Annotated in this window: 11 protein-coding genes and 2 pseudogenes; 12 read left to right on the top strand and 1 reads right to left on the bottom strand. The window is 56.6% G+C overall.

What is annotated here, in order from left to right; all coding sequences use genetic code 11:
* Positions 1–205: 205 nt before the first annotated feature.
* The 6 genes and pseudogenes from ACS4RR_RS25550 to ACS4RR_RS25525 all read left to right on the top strand — a co-directional run bounded on the left by ACS4RR_RS25550 (position 206) and on the right by ACS4RR_RS25525 (position 9,664).
* The gene (locus ACS4RR_RS25550; protein WP_456190189.1) at positions 206–1,525 is read left to right on the top strand and encodes an O-antigen ligase family protein; all 1,320 of its coding nucleotides are present in this window, start codon (positions 206–208) and stop codon (positions 1,523–1,525) included.
* Positions 1,522–3,647: pseudogene (locus ACS4RR_RS25545) on the top strand (right-handed parallel beta-helix repeat-containing protein). Before ACS4RR_RS25550 ends, ACS4RR_RS25545 begins: the two are co-directional and overlap by 4 nt.
* Before the next feature lie 715 nt (positions 3,648–4,362).
* A complete protein-coding gene (locus tag ACS4RR_RS25540; protein ID WP_456190188.1) occupies positions 4,363–5,229 on the top strand; it encodes a WecB/TagA/CpsF family glycosyltransferase in 867 nt (288 codons plus the stop codon).
* Between the two features lie 7 nt (positions 5,230–5,236).
* Positions 5,237–6,729: pseudogene (locus ACS4RR_RS25535) on the top strand (sugar transferase).
* Positions 6,730–6,774: 45 nt separating this feature from the next.
* Positions 6,775–7,818 carry a UDP-glucuronic acid decarboxylase family protein gene (locus ACS4RR_RS25530; RefSeq protein WP_260111793.1) on the top strand — a complete coding sequence of 348 codons (1,044 nt, stop codon included), beginning with the start codon at positions 6,775–6,777 and terminating at the stop codon, positions 7,816–7,818.
* A gap of 4 nt (positions 7,819–7,822) precedes the next feature.
* A complete protein-coding gene (locus ACS4RR_RS25525) occupies positions 7,823–9,664 on the top strand; it encodes a glycosyltransferase family protein (RefSeq protein WP_260111792.1) in 1,842 nt (613 codons plus the stop codon).
* Between the two features lie 202 nt (positions 9,665–9,866).
* On the opposite strand, the gene ACS4RR_RS25520 is transcribed toward ACS4RR_RS25525, so the two are convergent.
* Positions 9,867–10,646, bottom strand: a complete 780-nt coding sequence (locus ACS4RR_RS25520) for a response regulator transcription factor (RefSeq protein ID WP_260111791.1) — start codon at positions 10,644–10,646, stop codon at positions 9,867–9,869.
* A gap of 538 nt (positions 10,647–11,184) precedes the next feature.
* Between ACS4RR_RS25520 and ACS4RR_RS25515 the strand changes: the two genes are divergently transcribed.
* From ACS4RR_RS25515 to ACS4RR_RS25490, 6 genes are read left to right on the top strand one after another with little or no spacing between them, the layout of a single operon-like run.
* Entirely contained in the window at positions 11,185–11,691 is a 507-nt protein-coding gene (locus ACS4RR_RS25515) for an acyltransferase (protein ID WP_222252531.1), read from the top strand.
* Positions 11,688–12,725, top strand: a complete 1,038-nt coding sequence (locus tag ACS4RR_RS25510; RefSeq protein WP_164575420.1) for a Gfo/Idh/MocA family protein — start codon at positions 11,688–11,690, stop codon at positions 12,723–12,725. Before ACS4RR_RS25515 ends, ACS4RR_RS25510 begins: the two co-directional genes overlap by 4 nt.
* Positions 12,722–13,825, top strand: coding sequence for a DegT/DnrJ/EryC1/StrS family aminotransferase (locus ACS4RR_RS25505; RefSeq protein ID WP_456190187.1), 1,104 nt, complete (start codon positions 12,722–12,724; stop codon positions 13,823–13,825). Before ACS4RR_RS25510 ends, ACS4RR_RS25505 begins: the two co-directional genes overlap by 4 nt.
* The gene (locus ACS4RR_RS25500) at positions 13,815–14,534 is read left to right on the top strand and encodes an acyltransferase (RefSeq protein ID WP_260111790.1); all 720 of its coding nucleotides are present in this window, start codon (positions 13,815–13,817) and stop codon (positions 14,532–14,534) included. The genes ACS4RR_RS25505 and ACS4RR_RS25500 overlap by 11 nt, the downstream gene beginning before the upstream one ends.
* A complete protein-coding gene (locus ACS4RR_RS25495; protein ID WP_260111789.1) occupies positions 14,531–15,502 on the top strand; it encodes an NAD-dependent epimerase/dehydratase family protein in 972 nt (323 codons plus the stop codon). The genes ACS4RR_RS25500 and ACS4RR_RS25495 overlap by 4 nt, the downstream gene beginning before the upstream one ends.
* Positions 15,499–16,716, top strand: coding sequence for a DegT/DnrJ/EryC1/StrS family aminotransferase (locus ACS4RR_RS25490; RefSeq protein WP_456190186.1), 1,218 nt, complete (start codon positions 15,499–15,501; stop codon positions 16,714–16,716). Before ACS4RR_RS25495 ends, ACS4RR_RS25490 begins: the two co-directional genes overlap by 4 nt.
* Positions 16,717–16,786 lie beyond the last annotated feature (70 nt).

Here is a 16,786-nt window from a genome sequence, read left to right as displayed (position 1 = left end):
AAATACCGGCTGAAAGCTTACGCACAACACCGTCTTTAGGTGGAGCGAAGGTGCATTAGGCGTAGCCCGCCCTTCGCTAGGACAGGTTGACTGAGGATGTGGCCGGATGATTGCTTGAGAGCAGCGCAGCACGAAGGCCGACACCTGTTTTTTGATCTGCCGCGATCAACAGTCGCTTGTCTTTTCAAGTCAGTCGGAACGGATAATGAGAGTGGATAGCCTCGGAAGTGCCAGCGGACCTACTATCAGTTGGCGGGCCATAGAATGCTGGGGCGCCGGCATATCCCTTTTCATTCAGGCAGGCGCCTTTCTGCCACTGATCCTGGCCGATGCGGACGGAACGCTCAGCGAATCTGCCAAGTCTATACTGCGTCTTCCTTGCTTTCCTGTGTATGCATTTACAATCGTGATTCTGGTGCGCAATTTTCCGCAATTTTTAGTGGCGCTCAGGCGAAATCTGATTGTTCCCCTGATCCTTGTCCTGCCGTTCCTGTCTGCACTTTGGTCAATAGGACCTTCAACGACCTTGAGGCGGGCAACCGGCCTTTTGTTTTGCTTGCTTCTTTCCTATGTCCTGGCGATACGTTTCACGCCTAAGCAGCTGCTGTTCCTGCTGTTTGTAACCCTTGGAGCCTGTATCTCCCTCAGTGTGGTAATGTCAGTCGTGTCACCTAGCCTCGCCAGTATGCCGGATGGTGCAATGCGGGGCGTCTTCATTCACAAGAACGTCCTGGGCTGGTACGCGTCGTTGATGATCTTGGTGGCGACGGCCGTGCTGATCGACGGGACGCTCGGCCTGCGGCGAACAGCGTTCATCTTGTTGGCGGCGGGTGTGATCTGTCTTGCAAGCTCGGGATCGATGACTGCGATTATTGCAACATCAGTGGCATATTGCCTGATCGGTTTTTATTCCCTGCTGCAAAAAAGCAGCAGCATTGGCCGCGTCGTCATAGTCCTGTTTTTCGTTCAGCTGTCTCTCGGTATCCTAATTTCCCTTCACGAATTCCTGGTTCCGGCCCTTGAAGCGCTCGGAAAGGATGCGACTTTGACGGGGCGGGTGCCATTGTGGGAACTGGTTGATCGCGAAATATCCGACCGTTGGATGTTAGGCTATGGTTACCAGGCTTTTTGGACAGTCGCGAACCCAGAAGCGACTCATATCTGGTTAATGCTCGGATGGGCGGCGCCCCACGCGCACAATGGGTACCGCGATATCTTGTTGAGCTTTGGCATCATGGGAGTGGTTCCGTTCGTTATGATGCTTCCTTATGCAATCCGTCAGGGCGCGTTCCTTCAATGTCATGATCCGCAATACGGTTGGCTCTGGCTCAATGTCCTTACGATCATGGTTCTGGTGATGAACCTGACCGAAAGCATTTTTTTCGTTCAGAATGACGCCATCTTCATCCTGTTTACCGCAGCCATCATCATGTTTTCGCTGTACGCGCCCGTCGTTTCGCTCAGCCGTTCGCCACCTCGGCAGGCGCCCTCGCGTGGCCTTGGGAACGGGTTGCAGATATCATGAGGCGGCATTTTGGACTGATCCTGAGCATTTTGCCTGTCATGCTCTATCCGCAGTCCGGCAATCCGGCTCCAGTCGGGACAGAGATAGATGCGCCTGAGCGCTTGCAGATGCTCGTCAGGGAGGCGACTTGTGCGGAAGCTCCCGCGACTGTCTCAGCCAAGTTGAATGGGACTTCTTTAAGCGACATATTGAGCAGCAGCGCTGGGGCGCGGACGATATTCTACGTTTCTCCCGATGGCAAAGACACCTGGAGTGGCCTCCTTCCGACAGCAAATCAGCAGGGCGGCGACGGCCCTTTCGCCAGCATTGAAAGAGCCCGTGATGCTGCCCGTGAGAAGGGCGGCACCAACACAATCGCGCTGGGTGAAGGCGATTACTACCTTACTCAGCCAATCGTCTTTGACTCCCGCGATACAGGCTTGATGCTCACGGCAAGGTGCAATGAAGCGCCGATTTTGCACGGGGGGCTGCGCGTGCGTAACTGGGCGCAGCAGGCCGACGGTCGCTGGACGGCCCCGCTGAAATTGCCACCGGATGAAGGAATCGGCGACCTTTTCGTCAATGGGAAACGCCAAACTCGGGCACGATATCCCAACGCTCCTGCTGATGGCGATTCACGCAAGGGATGGTTGTTTGCCGCAAAGTGCGAGCCTGCCATCGACGTGTGGGAAGGAAACACGCGCTTTTGTTTCCATGCCAGCGATCTTCCGGCAATGGCTGATACAAGTGGGCTGGTCGTGGACATCGTCGGGGGTTTCAACCGGGAAGCCAGTGGGGCAATGACACGCTCCCAGTTGTATCCATCGATGGCGCAGGCCGGACTGTCCATACGAAAGGCACAGGCTATTTCTTTACCGCAGAAGGCAGCCGCTATTTCCTAACCGGAGCCAAGGCCTTGCTCGATACTCCCGGAGAGTGGTGGTACGACCTTGTCGCGGGCCAGCTTCAGTATATCCCTGTCGATCAGTCGTTACCCAATTCCGTCGTCGTTGCTGGCATTCTGCCGACATTCTTCAAATTGGATGGGGCCGATAGGATGGTCATATCAGGGGTCGAGTTTAGAGATGGAGCTCCTGAAGGCAGCGGCAAGTTCTATACGGAAACCAGAGGCTTTGGCGCCATACGGATTGAACACGCTGATGGCGTTAAGATTCTCGGCAACAGCATCGAAAATGTCGGCGTCGGGGTCCATGTGACGGAAAGCAAGGATTCGTTGATTGCCGGCAATGTGGTTGCCGACGTCGCTGGCAACGGGATTTACGTCGGCACAAATTATGGCACGTTCGGCAAGTCAAGCGGCTCCAGGATCCTTTCAAACCATATTCATGACATCGGAAAGGTTTACATTGAAACCGCAGGAATATGGTTCCAGGCGGCGGACAATGTCAGGATCGCCGACAACCTGATCGAAAACACGGCGCAGTTCGGAATCGCCGGCGGTTCGCTATGGGGTTCTAACGACGCCGTCTATAACGCTGTCATCGAGCATAACGAGATCCATAACGCCAATCAGCAGACCGCAGACGGCGGCGCCATCAAGATGATGGGCGAGCAGGCCGATCCTCTCAACAGCACCATCCGCTCCAATCTGGTGACCGGGACCGGTCATCTCATGAACAGGGTCGATGGGACGTTCTGGCCTCCCGGATATGAGAATACCAGTGAATGGCCGTCGCCTATCAGCTGGGCGATCTATACGGATGGGAAGGCGAGCGGGCTGCGTATCGAGGGAAATACGCTCTCGGGCAATGTCGCGGCGATCGGTATCAACGGCGGTTGGAGCAACTTGGTGGCAGGAAACGTCATCACACACGGATCGGGCTCGGCTTTTCGCGTTGATGACGGTACCGGCAGGGGTTGGCGTCCGCCATGGGCACGCCCTAATCGTATTGAGGAGAATGTTGTATCGGTTGACAGTGACAGCGGCGTTGTAGCGTATGTCAACGCTCCCGATCTTGGGCTTGGATTTGTGCAATTCGCGCGCAACCGCTACAGCGGCAACTTGAACGACAAGAGCTTCAGGGTACATCCGGAGATCATGGGTCCGGGAGAATTTGGCAGTCTAGCAGATCTTCAGAAGTCTGGGGAGGACACCGGAAGCGTAGTCACGCCGCCCGAGTAACAAAAGGCGCCGCGACGTGTTCTGCTGCGATAAGGTCCGCAGCTATGGCGACTCATAACGCCCTTCAATCATGGCGTACACGCGCTGCTGGTAACTGCCGCACGCGCGGATAGTGACGAGATGAGTGTGGCGCGCCGATTTCAAAGCGAAATTCCAACCCTTGCCCAACTCGCATCCTGCGCGAGGAGCCGAGCCGTCGGATGATCGATCGGGTCAAGGTGAAGGCCCTTTGAGCGTCCAGGTGAAGCCGCGGCCAGATCCGTTCGCAGATCCTGCCAGGCTCAGGCGTTTCACTTGCTCAGCCCTGATGACTATATGACACATAGCCGCTGGAACGTTCGTTCCGCAGGTGGTTGGTTCTGTCGGACATATGTGAACGCTCGCCAGCCGGGGCCTTCATCTCGCCTATTGGATCGGCCATGTCGATCTCCCCGGCTTTGTTCGCACTCAAACCTCACCAGCTTTGATCGCACTAGAATGAGTAGCTTCTGCGGCTCCTGCACTGGTCGAAGCGCCATTTCGGGCCAACGGTCATCAAAAAGAGCAACAGGGTAAGCTGTGGGGTACATAGACTTACTTCGAATATTGTACGTCATCGTGGCATAAGACGTAAATATGAAATCTCTTCTACGTCCAATAGCTGGAGATGCAAGTATGGAGGCAATCGGCCTGCGGGGATATTCTAATGACAGTTTCGATCGCGAAAGCGTAGGTCATGGGAAAGCAAACAGCAGGCATCAGCCAAACTTCAGCTCTTCATTCAAAGGGTCCCTTAGAATGGACGAATGTCCTTGGTGTTCGCATTTCGGCAGTCAATCTCAAAAGCGCGACTGGATTTATTCAAAAAGCGATCGAAGACGGCAGGAAGGAGTATGTGTGCGTTCGAGACGCACACGGCATCGTCCGCTGCCAAGATGATCCGGAGCTTCGGTCGATACATAACCGGGCTTTCCTCGTAACTCCCGACGGCATGCCGCTTGTTTGGGCATTGAAGCGTGCTGGTTATGCCGAAAGCGACAGGGTCTATGGACCGGATCTCATGTTATCCGTTTTCGATTCCGGCAGCTCCAGGGGCTTGCGCCACTTCCTCTATGGCGCAACGGCCGAAACGCTCGAACAACTGCAGGCTCGCCTTCTGGCAAAATTTCCGCAAGCACGGATCGTCGGCTCCTATGCACCGCCTTTTCGCAAACTGTCGACGCAGGAGGAAACGGATATTGCTGACCGGCTTAATCGGTCGGGCGCCGATATCATCTGGGTCGGGCTGAGCAGTCCCAAGCAGGAACTCTGGATGGCGCGCATGCGCGATAGTCTGGAAGCATCGATGCTCATCGGTGTCGGAGCCGCATTCGACTTCCACGCCGGGCTCAAGCGGCAGGCTCCAAGGTTCATTCAAAGAAGCGGCTTCGAATGGGCGTTTCGTCTTTTATGCGAGCCGCGACGGCTATGGCGGCGTTATGCGCTCGTCGTGCCGACCTTCATCTCACTGACGGCATTCCAGAGACTGGGGCTTCGGAAGTTTCCGATCGAAGACGGAGTTTCTGGATCAAGCGCGCCAAAAGCAGCAGCTGCAAAGGTGTAAAGCCATCATGTCCTTATTTGCGTCGCCAGCAATGAGACCGGGTCCGTCGAAGGCAGCCACATCGAATGACATGGCGGCGCGGGCGATTCCGGCAGGTTCCGTGCCACCCATAGCAGCTAAGCCCACCGATCCCTTTGTACGGGCAGGGCCGAATATGCCCGTCGCACTATGGCGCGGGGTTCCTCGGTTTGCAACCTCGTCCTTCCTGATCGGCGGCGACATCGCAAGCTATTTGATTGCCTATTTTGCTCTCCTGTCCTTTCTTCCTAGTGGTTCGCAGGGTGCGATAGTGGAGCGCACCTTCACGATCGCGGCACTTGCTGCGATTGTTCTCTACGCATCGGCCGGCCTCTATCCTGGATATCGGGTACATGATCACGAACATCTACGGCGGCGCACCATGGCTGCCGCCAAGGTGGCTGTTCTGGCGGCATTCGGAGCAATTGTCCTGCCCGAGGGGGAACGACTGCTGCTTGCCGTTATTGGGTTCCTCGCTCTCGGGCTGATTGTTCAGCCATTTGTGCATTGGCTGGCACGAGGCCTGTGCTGGAAACTTGGAATGTGGGGCGAGCGTGCGGTTGTCATGGGGGGTGCAACCTTACTCCCGCACTCGTGGCCCATTTCGAGAACCACTGGCAGTATGGCATCAGGCCGGAGCCCTTTTCCCCTGATACTTTGGAAGCATTGCCCGATGGCGCGCCATCCATTGCCGTGATTGCGGGTGACACAGGCTCGCTTGTACCCGACTTGGCGGCGCTGCGTCGGAAGTTCGCCGAAGTCATTTTGCTGTCCGACACGCCGAACCTCAAGGTAAGTGGATTGCGACCTGCGGATGTCGGCGGAGAGATCGGCATTCGCCTCACCACCGGTGGGAGTTGGGTCAACTCGGATCCGGTTCGCCGAATCCTCGACCTCGCAATCGCCATCCCTGCAATGATCGTGGTCGCGCCATTCATCGCTTTTGCAGCGGCCGCAATCTATGCCATCGATCCAGGTCCCGTCTTCTTCCGGCATACTAGGGAAGGGCGATCCGGCAAGCCGGTGCACGTTCTGAAATTGAGGACGATGTACCAAGATGCAGAACAGCGCCTAGAAGCACTGTTCCGAGACAATCCTACTATGCGCGCCGAGTGGTTGAGCCACTTCAAGCTCAAGGACGATCCGCGTATCCTTCCGGTTATAGGACATATGCTGCGCTCTTCGAGCATCGACGAGCTCCCGCAATTGGCAAACATCATTTCCGGGCAGATGGCCATTGTCGGGCCGCGTCCGTTCCCGGAATATCACCTCCTGGCTATGGACGGCGAATTTCGAAACAAGCGCCGTTCCGTCACGCCGGGGCTCACGGGCCTTTGGCAAATATCCGAACGAAGCAATGCGGATATCGAGCTGCAGCAGCAACTCGACGAGTTCTACATCGACAACCGGTCGCTGTGGTTTGACTGCCAAATTCTTCTCAGCACAATCCCTGCGGTTTTCAAGCGCAGGGGAGCCTACTGACCATCCTCGCTTTCGCGAGGCAACCGTCAACAACGGAGCACACCAATGCACGGACAAAAGCGAATTATGGTAACCGGCGGCACCGGCTTTCTGGGATCATTCCTGTGCGAAAGGCTTTTGCGCGAGGGCAATGACGTCCTCTGCGTGGACAATTACTACACCGGTTCGCGCGACAATGTGCTGCATCTTCTTGACGATCCTCGCTTTGAGGTGCTCCGCCATGACATTACCTTCCCGCTCTATGTGGAGGTCGACGAGATCTACAACCTCGCCTGTCCGGCGTCTCCGGTCCACTATCAGCACGACCCCGTACAGACCGTGAAGACCAATGTGCACGGAGCCATTAATATGCTCGGCTTGGCAAAACGCACCAGGGCGAAGATCTTCCAGGCGTCGACGAGTGAAGTTTATGGCGATCCGGCAGTCCACCCTCAGCCCGAGGAATATCGAGGCAGCGTCAATCCCATCGGGCCGCGGGCATGTTATGACGAAGGCAAGCGGTGTGCCGAAACATTGTTCTTCGATTACCATCGTCAATATGGCGTGGAAATCCGGGTAGCGCGTATCTTCAATACTTACGGGCCGCGCATGCAGGCCAATGACGGCCGCGTCGTCTCCAATTTCATCGTTCAGGCGCTTCAAAACGAGCCGATCACCATCTTCGGCAATGGCACGCAAACGCGCTCCTTCTGCTATGTAGACGATCTGATTGAGGGCTTCATCCGCCTAATGGGGGCGCCGGCTGGTGTTACGGGGCCGATCAATCTCGGTAATCCAGGAGAATTCCAGGTCCGGGAGCTTGCCGAAATGGTCGTCGAGATGACGGGATCGAAATCAAGCATCGTTTACAAGCCTCTGCCGATTGACGATCCGACGCAGCGCAAGCCCGATATCAGCCGCGCAAAGCACGACCTGGGCTGGCAGCCGAAGGTGAACCTTCGTGAGGGGCTTGAGAGAACGATTGCTTATTTCGAGTGGAAGCTTTCCGGCGGGGTAAAGAACAGGTTTAGCGTTAAGTCCTCGCAAGAGCCTTATCCGCATCTGGCGTCTGCCAACGTCGAGCTCACTGCTCCTGAAGCCATTCGATAGGGACATGAATAGCAACGTTGATCATCGAAAACCGCGGCTGGTTTTTTTTCAATGGGACCATCAGCCCAATGCGAACGCGGCCGGTTACCTGCTGCTGCATATGCAGCAGCAGGTCAAATGCCTCGCAACACAATTCGATGTCGTCGTCATTAACCGCGACTGCGATTATGCAGAGATATGCGGCAGGTACGAGCCGGATCTGACGCTGTTTGAAAGTGGTTATCGGTCGCACGGCTCACATCGGATAAAAATTACCAACACCAATACTCATATCGCCGTTCCAAAGCTTGGCCTTCATAACGCCGACCCATGGTGCGATCGACGCTCGGGCTTCCTTTCCGATATGGAACAGTGGGGCATCGAGACGTATTTCGCGATCGCAACTATGACTCCGGAATATATGCCAGCCGTGAAGGAGAATCTGTTCGTCTGGCCCAATTTCATCGATCCCGAAGTCTACCACGACCATGGTCAGCAAAAGGTCATCCCGGCCACGCTCACAGGTCAAGCCTACGGCCTTTATCCCTGGCGACAGACAGTCTTTCCGATCATCCGCGACCGTTACCCCTGCCTGGTCTCACCGCAACACGCCTATGAGAGCAAGCTAGCTTCCCAGCTCCTGTCTGGCGAGGCTTATGCGCGCGCACTCAACGCGAGCCTCGTCGTCCCCACATGCGGCACTATGGGCGGCGAGGTCGTACGCAAGCACTTCGAGATTCCGGGCGCAAAGGCCTGTCTCGTGACCGAACGCACGGCAGCAGTAGAAGCAGCCGGCTTTGTCGACATGGAGAACTGTGTCTTTGTTGACGGCCACAATGTGGTCGAGCGACTGGATTACCTTTTTGCCCATCCCGACGAAATAGAGCGTATTACGTCAGCCGGTTACAGTTTGATCCATTCGTGTCATACACTAAGCCACAGGCCGCAAATTTATCAGTGGTTTATGCTGAACAAGGACCTGCAGTTCGGCGAAAAGATCATCCAGTCCGGCCCCTTTGGGGATCTTACAAAGGTCAAGCGTATCTCCAAGCAAGAGAGCGTTCATATCGTGGGGGAAGCGAGCGATCGCGTTTTGCTGAAGCAGGGCGACTTGCTTCTCGAGCAGGGCAGGGTGAAGGAAGCCAAGCAGTGTTACGCCCGCTGCCTTGACTATGTATCCTACCTGCCCGAAGCGAAATTCCGCCTGGCCATCTGTGCGTTGCAGGAGGGCGACGCCGATCGCGCCTATGACCTTCTGGTGGGCTTGGTTAAGGTGACCATGACCGAATATGGGGCACTCAAACCGGATCCGGTGGAGTGGGCGTATTTTCTTCTCTCTTTGATCTGCAGAGGCCAGTTTGAGCGGGCGCGGAGGCTGCAAGATTTCTATCCATCTCTATCCCACGACGAATTCAGGCGCGCGCGCCTCGTCATCGCGCAACTCGGTCGCTCAGCCGATGGGGTCGTCTCGGGACGGTATAGCAGGGATCGAAAAAGCATTCACCAGATTCCCGATCGGAGCGATTCCGAGTGGCTTGCATGGTTCTCCGATATTCTTGAGCGGTGTCAGCAGCCAGATCTTGCAAATGTTCTTCGCCACGCTGTTGTTGGCGGGACCGCGACTGGCAAGAAAGTAGCATCTCCATATCTCAAATCTGATGCTGGTTGGCGCTTGCGACTTTATTCAGGCGTCGATGGCCTCATAGTCAAGCTGCGCCTGAATGGCCTGAGGCCGAATGTACCGCCTCTGCCGGAGTTTCAGTATCTCTGGCATCTTGCGCGGAGGCTGGTCCCCCATTCGCAGAGAGCCCCGTTGCGAAGGATCCGAATGGCGCTGTCCAGGCCTCCTGAGGGCAGCGGCAATTAGCTGTGGGGGTATTACACGTTTCAGACAGCCTCATCTGGAGAGGCGCGGATGACGAACATGCCAGCTGAGACTGAAGGTCTCCCACCGAAGGATTCTGGCGTCAAATTGCGGAATCGGTGGCGTATTTGCCGCGCCGCCACCGATGATGTTTAGAGCGATAATGTGCTCGTCATGGGATGCATGATTTGATCGGCGGAGCGTATCAGCAAAGGCTGTTCACCGCTGAGCCGCCCGAAAGAAAAAGATCGTTAAGCTTGAACACGACTTCCGTTCTGTTCGTCGCCTTGACCTTTTTCATTATATTGCGAACATGCACCTTTACCGTGCTTTCGCGCAGGTTGAGCTCATAAGCGATAATTTTATTCGCCTTTCCGCGACGGAGCGCCTCCACGACTTCGACCTGACGATCCGTGAATATCCCGGCGAGCGGGCGTGCGGTCGAATTGCTCGAGTCCAGCAAGTGACGCATGGCGAACAGGGCGCTTGCAGGCACAAAAATTCCTCCTGCCACTGACAGCGCGATCAGCTCCATACACACACTGACGCTGACTGAGGCGGGTATAAACCCTTTGGCGCCGTACTCAAGTGCCCTGACGATTTGGCCGAAATCGTCGCTATCGGCCAATACGATGAGTGGCGTTGATGCGAATTCCGACGAAAGCTTCCGGATTTGCTCTGAAACGGCCGGTTCATCGATCTTTTTGCCGCCGACGTTCAAGAGTATTGCCGAAAGCGGCGGATGTTCGTCGCGCTTCGGCTTCCACTCATCAATCGATCCAAATGCCAGTATCTGCAAATCCGCCTTTTGAGCAGCCATGCACTGCGCCAGGCATTGCCTATCGAGTTCACGATTGTCGAGAATGAGAAGCGAATGCGTTTGCCTTGCCGACAAGACAGGCGTGTGCGCGTTATTGTCTATCTTAAGGGGAAGAGAGATGTTTTCCTGCCTGCAGTCTAGATTCGGTATAAGTGCTGAATTCACAGCTTCACCCTCCCTTTAACACATTACGCCACTACGGCCCGAGTACCAACCCCTCTCAATACGGGGGTTTAGAAAACTCTAAAGTAGGAATCGATTACCACAATTCGACGGGCGTTGCAGTAGCTAATATAGGTTAAGTACTACACGACTTCTATAATTGGATAAGAAATTGAAGATAAGCCTGAGTATAGACCTAGGTCTTACTAGAACGATTGCGAGATAGTCTCTGTTGCTGCGCCGCCGTTTGGCAATGAACCCCTAAATGCATGGAAACAATCGCTGTCTCCGGCGTACGCCAGCCGACGAGTGCGAGAGGTGCCCCGCCACCAATGTTGGACAGGGGCATAAACCAGGGCGTAAGTCGTCGTAAGTAGATACGCCTTTCGGCGGATAAGCTTAAACGATTTGTTTCTTTACTCAGATGAAGAAAACAATTCTCTTTGGAATGGAGGGAAGTATTTGTCCTGGGTAACATTGGACGCAATCGACCTTTGTTTAACTGAAAATCGGGCCTGTTATGAGTTAGGAGTTTGCAGGGATGATTGCATCAAACGTCAAGCTGGGTGACGGCAGTGTCATTCACCATCGAGATCTTGTGAATCTCTACGGCTGCACGATCGGCGCAGGAACCCGCATCGGCACCTTCGTCGAGATTCAGAAGAATGTCATCGTCGGAGAAGACTGTAAGATCTCCAGCCATTCCTTCCTCTGTGAGGGCGTGACGCTGGAAGACGGCGTGTTCATAGGCCACGGGGTCATGTTTACGAACGACATGTACCCGCGCGCCGTCAATCCGGATGGCAGCCTGCAGACCGAAACCGACTGGGCGGTCATCCCTACTCTGGTCAAGCGCCACGCGTCGATTGGCAGCAACGCCACCATTCTGCCTGGCGTCATCATCGGAGAAGCCGCACAGGTCGGCGCCGGCTCGGTTGTAACCAAGGATGTGCCCGACGGCGCCATTGTTGTCGGCGTTCCGGCCAGGATCATCGGTCGCGTTCATGACCGATCAGTCAACATGCAAGCGTTGGGAGAAGTGCAATGATCGGTATCGCCGTTGTTGGGTATGGGTATTGGGGTCCGAATCTGGTTCGTAACATCTCGGAAGCGGCCGGCGCGCAGCTCATTTCAGTCTGTGATCTCAATGTCGAACGGTTGGCGGCTGTCAAAAGCCGCTACCCCGCAGTGACGATCACCGATGATTTCGAGGAAGTCCTGCGCGATCCGAGAGTGGATGCCATCGCTATCGCGACGCCGGTCTTCACCCATTTCAAGCTCGCTATGCAGGCTATGATGGCCGGAAAGCATGTCTTCGTCGAAAAGCCGATGGCTTCGACGACGGACGAAGCCTCGCGGATGGTCGAAGAAGCCGCGCGCAGACGCCTCGTGCTGGCCGTGGATCATACTTTCGTGCATACCGGCGCCGTCCGAAAGATGCGCGAACTAGTCGAAAGCGGCCTCGGCGACATGTATTACTACGATTCGGTTCGGGTCAATCTGGGGCTCTTCCAGCACGATGTCAGCGTCATCTGGGACCTCGCGGTGCATGATCTCTCCATCCTGGACCATGTTGTGCAGGAAAGGCCGGTCGCCGTTTCTGCGACGGGCATGAGCCATGTGCTCGGCGAGCCGGAGAACATCGCCTATCTGACGCTTTTCTTCGAGAGCAAGCTCATCGCACATATCCACGTCAATTGGCTGGCCCCGGTCAAGGTCCGCCGCACGCTGATCGGCGGCAGCAGCAAGATGATCGTCTATGACGATCTGGAGCCCAGCGAAAAGATCAAGGTCTATGACAAGGGCATCACCATGTGCCCCAATTCCGATGCATATGGCGAGAAGGTGCATCAGATGATGGTCGGCTACCGCAGCGGCGACATGTGGGCGCCCAAGCTCGATATGACCGAGGCGTTGAAACGCGAACTGGATCAGTTCGTCGATTGCATTGAGCAAAATTTGCGGCCCATTACGGATGGCCAAGCCGGGCTCCGTGTCGTTCGCATTCTGGAAGCCGCAAGCCGGTCGCTCGCCCAGCGCGGTCGTATCATCGAGCTCGAAGAGGCGAGGCGCATTGCATGATCCCGTTCCTGGACCTCAAAGCCCAATATCAATCGATCAAGAGCGAAATCGACGCAGCCGTGCTCGGTGTGCTCGCCTCGGGGCAATACATACTCGGCGAGGAAGTCGCCCGCCTCGAGCAGGAATTCGCGGATTATTGCAAAGTCAAACATGCGATAGCGGTCAATACCGGGACGAGTGCCCTGCATCTGTCGCTGCTCGCGGCAGGCGTCGGCCCCGGCGATGAAGTCATCACCGTGCCGTTTACCTTCGTCGCAACCGTATCGGCGATCTGCTACGCCGGTGCGCGACCGGTATTCGTCGATGTCGAGCCCGTGACGCTGACGATGGATCCGGCGAAACTCGAGGCAAAGATTACACCCCGAACCAAGGCCATTGTTCCCGTCCATCTCTACGGTCAGATGGCCGATATGGACGCGATCAAAGCGATTGCTGACCACTACCGGATACCGGTCATCGAGGACGCCTGCCAGGCGCACGGAGCGCAATACAAAGGCGCGCGCGCCGGCAGCATCGGCACATCCGGTTGCTTCAGCTTCTACCCCGGCAAAAATCTTGGCGCCTGCGGCGAGGGGGGTATCGTCGTCACGAACAGCGACGATCAGGCCAAGACGATGCGCATGTTGCGCGACTGGGGTCAGGAACAGCGTTATCACCATCTGCTGAAGGGCTTCAACTACCGCATGGATGCCATTCAGGGTGCGATCCTGAGCATCAAGCTCCGGCATCTCGAAGTCTGGACCGAAGCGCGGCGCGCCCACGGACGCCGCTACTCGTTGCTGCTTGGCGGTTCGGCAGATCTCAGGACGCCTGTCGAAATCGCCGACCGGCGCCACGTCTATCACGTCTATGCCATCAGAAGCCGCGATCGCGACCAGCTTCAGCGCGTACTGAGCGAAGAGGGCATTCAGTCCGGGCTGCACTATCCGATCCCAGTTCATCTGCAGAAGGCCCATGCCGACCTTGGTTACAAGACTGGCGATTTCCCAATATCGGAAGCTGCCGCACGGGAGGTCCTCTCGCTGCCGATCTATCCCGAGATGCCGGCGTGGCACGTCGACCAGGTGGCCGCCGCGCTGGAGAACACCTATGTCAGCTGATCGTGCGGGCGAGGCCCGGATCGTGCAAGCGGTCCATGGCCGTCATGAAAGGCCGGCGGACCCTGCCTACCAGGCCGGGCTGGCCGAAGAACTCAGGCAGTCATACGGGCGCGCTGGCCTGATCGAACTATACGGTCGTTTCGCGATCGGTGACGGTGCCATCGATACTCTGATGCGAAAAGCCATCTGGCAAGCCATCACGCGGAGTTGTGGCACAGGATTGCAGGTTGCAGGCGGCGCCGGCTTCAAACATCCCGAGACGTTCGACATCGGTAATGGGGTGTTCGTCGGGGCGCAGGCCTATATCCAGGGCCGCTTCGACGGCCGATGCAAGATCGGCGATAATGTCTGGATCGGACCGATGGCCTATTTCGACGCTCGCGATCTCGTGATCGAGGATTCTGTCGGGTGGGGACCTGGCGCCAAGGTGCTTGGCTCGACCCACACGGCACTGCCCTTGGATGTGCCGATCATTCGCACGGATCTTGAAATCAAGCCGGTACGAATCTGTGCAGAGGCCGATATCGGAACGAATGCGACCATTCTTCCCGGCGTGACCATCGGGAAGGGGGCGATCGTTGGAGCGGGGGCAGTCGTCGTTTCCGACGTCGAGCCTTTCTCGGTCGCCGCAGGTGTCCCTGCGAAATTCATACGTTGGCGTTCGGATAATGATCGGATGACGAACATGTCGCGTGAGGGAAGATCATGAGAGACAAACGGGTGCTCATTACCGGCGGTGCCGGTCTGATTGGCTCGCATATTGCCGATCTTGTCGCTTTGGAAAAACCTCGCGAGATCATCGTCCTCGACAATTTCGTGCGCGGGCGCCGGGACAATCTCAGCTCGGCGATATCAGGCGCGCCGCTTAAGATCATCGACGGAGATATCCGCGACAGAGCGCTTCTGGCAAAAGTCTTCGAAGGCGTCGACATCGTCTTTCATCAGGCCGCGATCCGCATCACGCAATGCGCCGAAGAGCCACGATTGGCTTTCGATGTCCTTGCGGAGGGCACGTTCAACGTTCTCGAAGCCGCCGTCACGGCGGGCGTATCGAAGGTAGTTGCTGCCTCTTCCGCCTCCGTTCTGGGGCTTGCCGAGAATTTTCCAACGACCGAAGAGCATCATCCGTACAATAACCGGACGATCTACGGCGCGGCGAAAACGTTCAATGAAGGGCTGATGCGTAGCTTTGCTGAGATGTACGGCCTGCGCTATGTCGCGCTTCGTTATTTCAACGTCTATGGGCCGCGCATGGACGTTTACGGCGCCTATACGGAAGTTCTGATCCGTTGGATGGAACGCCTGATGGCCGGGATGCCACCCCTCATCTATGGGGATGGTAGCCAGACGATGGATTTCGTCGATGCACGCGACATCGCCCGCGCAAACATTCTGGCCGCCAAAAGCGATGTGACGGACGAAGTGTTCAACGTCGCGAGCGGCAAGGAAATAAGCCTGCTGGAACTGGCGAAGATGCTGAGCGACATTATGGGCTCCTCACTCGAACCGCAGCACAAAGAGGCCCGCACGGTCAACGGTGTGACCCGTCGCCTTGCCGACATCAGCAAGGCCGAACGACTCCTTGGATTCAAGGCGGAGATCTCTATGGAGCAAGGGCTTCGTGATCTCGTTGCCTGGTGGCAAATGCAGACCAACGCAGGGGGGGCGGCTGCATGAGCTCATCTCAATTGACAATTCCGGTCGCCAAACCCGTCCTCGGGGAGGAGGAGGCTGAGGCTGCGCGCCGCGTCATTCTGTCGGGATGGGTGACGCAAGGGCCGGAAGTCGCAGCTTTCGAGCGTGAATTCGCTGCCTTTGTGGGCGCGGCGCATGCTTGCGCCATGTCCAATTGCACGACCGCGTTGCATCTGGCCCTGAAGGCTGTCGGCGTATCCGCCGGTGACGAAGTCGTTACGGTCAGCCATTCTTTCATCGCGACCGCAAACTCGGTTCGCTACTGCGACGCGGTGCCTGTTTTCGTCGATATTGAAGAATATGGTTACAACATCGACGCCAGTCTTATCGAAAGGGCAATCACGCCCCGCACCAAGGCAATTCTTTGCGTGCATCAACTCGGCATGCCCTGCGATCTCCGCGCCGTCGTGGAGATCGGCAAGCGCCACCGGATACCGGTCATCGAGGATGCAGCCTGTGCGACGGGAAGCGAAATCCAATGGGACGGCCGTTGGGAAAAGATCGGCAAAGCGCATGGTGACATTGCCTGCTTCTCCTTCCACCCCAGGAAGGTCGTCACGACAGGCGATGGCGGCATGTTGACGACGGCCAATCCCGAATATGACCGGAAGTTCCGGCTCTGGCGCCAGCATGGCATGAGCGTCACCGATGCCGTTCGTCACGGCTCGAAACAGGTCATCTTTGAAGACTATGACGAGTTGGGTTACAATTACCGGATGACCGATCTTCAGGCGGCCGTCGGACGCGAGCAGTTGCGGCGCCTGCCGGAGCTGGTTGCTCAGCGCAGGCTGCTTGCCGAGCAATATTGCGAACGTCTGTCGACGATTCCCGGATTGTCGCTGCCGGTCGAACCAGGTTGGGCTCGCAGCAACTGGCAGAGCTTCTGTGTGAGACTGGCCGATACGATCAACCAGCGCGCCGTCATGCAGACCCTGCTCGATCAGGGGATCTCGACCAGGCGCGGGGTGATGAACATTCATCTGGAGAAAGCCTATTCTGATGAGAGCTCCCACCGCGCTGCCACGAGCCTGATGCGAAGCGTATCTGCGCAGCAGCAAACGATAATCCTGCCGCTTTATGCCCAGATGACCGTGTCTGACATGGACCGGGTCGTCGAGGCACTTCGCGCCGCCCTTGCAGACGCAACCGCTGGAGCCTCCAGCGTGCAACGTGCCATGGATGTTGCTGTCGCCTGAACCCGCATTTGCCTGATGGAACAATCTGCATAACGAAACGATGCGCGTATCTCCGGATGCGCGCATTGTT

This window comes from Rhizobium zaerense (assembly GCF_051810725.1).
Classification (GTDB): domain Bacteria; phylum Pseudomonadota; class Alphaproteobacteria; order Rhizobiales; family Rhizobiaceae; genus Rhizobium; species Rhizobium leguminosarum_I.
Note: the sequence above shows the minus strand (reverse complement) of the source record. Positions and strands in the feature narration are given on the sequence as shown.